This is a genomic window from Facklamia sp. P12932 (assembly GCF_050409545.1).
Lineage (GTDB): Bacteria > Bacillota > Bacilli > Lactobacillales > Aerococcaceae > Facklamia.
The window spans coordinates 1-1,525 of sequence record NZ_JBNUPG010000047.1 but is presented as its reverse complement, the minus strand read 5'-3'; the positions used below and the strand labels follow the sequence as shown (position 1 = coordinate 1,525).

The following is a 1,525-nucleotide window of genomic DNA, read 5'->3' as shown; positions in this document are numbered from 1 at the left end:
GAATTAGCTCAGCTGGGAGAGCGTCTGCCTTACAAGCAGGATGTCGGCGGTTCGATCCCGTCATTCCCCACTCTTGACTCGTTAGCTCAGTCGGTAGAGCAACTGACTTTTAATCAGTGGGTCGCAGGTTCGAATCCTGCACGGGTCATATTCCTAAATGGAAACATCAAGGAATTTTAATTTGCGGGTGTGGCGGAATTGGCAGACGCACCAGATTTAGGATCTGGCGCCTTCGGGCGTGGGGGTTCAAGTCCCTTCACCCGCACTTGCATTTTGATCACTTATGATTTATAATTGGAAATCCTAAGTTATATTATGCCGGCTTAGCTCAGTTGGTAGAGCATCTGATTTGTAATCAGAGGGTCGAGGGTTCAAGTCCTTTAGCCGGCACTTTTGCGGAAGTAGTTCAGTGGTAGAACACCACCTTGCCAAGGTGGGGGTCGCGGGTTCGAACCCCGTCTTCCGCTTTGCCAAGATACATTTAGGCTTTTAAAGCCGGGGTGGCGGAATTGGCAGACGCACAGGACTTAAAATCCTGCGGTGAGTGATCACCGTGCCGGTTCGACTCCGGCCCTCGGCATTTCACTTTATTGTGAATGATAAAATATTTTGCACCCGTGGCTCAACTGGATAGAGTACCTGACTACGAATCAGGCGGTTGCAGGTTCGAATCCTGCCGGGTGTATTAGAGTAAAACGGGAAGTAGCTCAGCTTGGTAGAGCACTTGGTTTGGGACCAAGGGGTCGCAGGTTCGAATCCTGTCTTCCCGATTTGTTTATTCTTATATGGGGGATTAGCTCAGCTGGGAGAGCGCCTGCTTTGCACGCAGGAGGTCAGCGGTTCGATCCCGCTATTCTCCATTTTTTTGGCGGTGTAGCTCAGCTGGCTAGAGCGTCCGGTTCATACCCGGGAGGTCATGGGTTCGATCCCCTTCGCCGCTATCTAAGGCCGGACCTTTAGCTCAGGTGGTTAGAGCTCCCCGCTCATAACGGGGTGGTCGTAGGTTCGAGTCCTACAAGGTCCATTATGCATTATGGATTTTGCCATTGGTTAACGGAGGATTACCCAAGTTCGGCTGAAGGGAACGGTCTTGAAAACCGTCAGGCGTGTAAGAGCGCGCGTGGGTTCGAATCCCACATCCTCCTTTGAGAATATGCGGGTGTAGTTTAGTGGTAAAACCACAGCCTTCCAAGCTGTTGTCGGGAGTTCGATTCTCCTCACCCGCTTTATTGATAATGGGCCTGTAGCTCAGCTGGTTAGAGCGCACCCCTGATAAGGGTGAGGTCGGTGGTTCGAGTCCACTCAGGCCCATAGCAATAATTAATTGTTATTTTGAATTGGCTTATGGGGAAGTACTCAAGTGGCTGAAGAGGCGCCCCTGCTAAGGGTGTAGGTCGGTTTATACCGGCGCGAGGGTTCAAATCCCTCCTTCTCCGTTATTCTTATATACTTGCCAATGAGTTTTGATATTGGCCCGTTGGTCAAGCGGTTAAGACACCGCCCTTTCACGGCGGTAACACGGGTT

At 51.1% G+C, this 1,525-nt stretch carries 15 tRNA genes; all 15 read left to right on the top strand.

Annotation, left to right across the window (positions count from 1 at the left end):
* The 15 genes from ACQV2P_RS08620 (at nucleotide 1) to ACQV2P_RS08550 (ending at nucleotide 1,436) form a co-directional block, all read left to right on the top strand.
* Nucleotides 1-70, top strand: a tRNA-Val gene (locus ACQV2P_RS08620).
* A gap of 5 nt (nucleotides 71-75) precedes the next feature.
* Nucleotides 76-148: transfer RNA gene (locus tag ACQV2P_RS08615), tRNA-Lys, on the top strand.
* A 35-nt stretch (nucleotides 149-183) separates the two neighbouring features.
* Nucleotides 184-265 (top strand) — tRNA-Leu (locus ACQV2P_RS08610).
* 52 nt (nucleotides 266-317) lie between these two features.
* A tRNA-Thr gene (locus ACQV2P_RS08605) sits at nucleotides 318-390 on the top strand.
* 5 nt (nucleotides 391-395) lie between these two features.
* Nucleotides 396-467: transfer RNA gene (locus ACQV2P_RS08600), tRNA-Gly, on the top strand.
* 27 nt (nucleotides 468-494) lie between these two features.
* A tRNA-Leu gene (locus ACQV2P_RS08595) sits at nucleotides 495-580 on the top strand.
* Between the two features lie 31 nt (nucleotides 581-611).
* Nucleotides 612-685, top strand: a tRNA-Arg gene (locus ACQV2P_RS08590).
* Between the two features lie 11 nt (nucleotides 686-696).
* Nucleotides 697-770, top strand: a tRNA-Pro gene (locus ACQV2P_RS08585).
* A gap of 17 nt (nucleotides 771-787) precedes the next feature.
* Nucleotides 788-860 (top strand) — tRNA-Ala (locus ACQV2P_RS08580).
* A gap of 7 nt (nucleotides 861-867) precedes the next feature.
* Nucleotides 868-941, top strand: a tRNA-Met gene (locus ACQV2P_RS08575).
* 9 nt (nucleotides 942-950) lie between these two features.
* Nucleotides 951-1,024, top strand: a tRNA-Ile gene (locus ACQV2P_RS08570).
* A 31-nt stretch (nucleotides 1,025-1,055) separates the two neighbouring features.
* Nucleotides 1,056-1,145, top strand: a tRNA-Ser gene (locus ACQV2P_RS08565).
* Nucleotides 1,146-1,155: 10 nt separating this feature from the next.
* Nucleotides 1,156-1,226, top strand: a tRNA-Gly gene (locus tag ACQV2P_RS08560).
* An 11-nt stretch (nucleotides 1,227-1,237) separates the two neighbouring features.
* Nucleotides 1,238-1,311 (top strand) — tRNA-Ile (locus ACQV2P_RS08555).
* Between the two features lie 35 nt (nucleotides 1,312-1,346).
* Nucleotides 1,347-1,436: transfer RNA gene (locus ACQV2P_RS08550), tRNA-Ser, on the top strand.
* Nucleotides 1,437-1,525 lie beyond the last annotated feature (89 nt).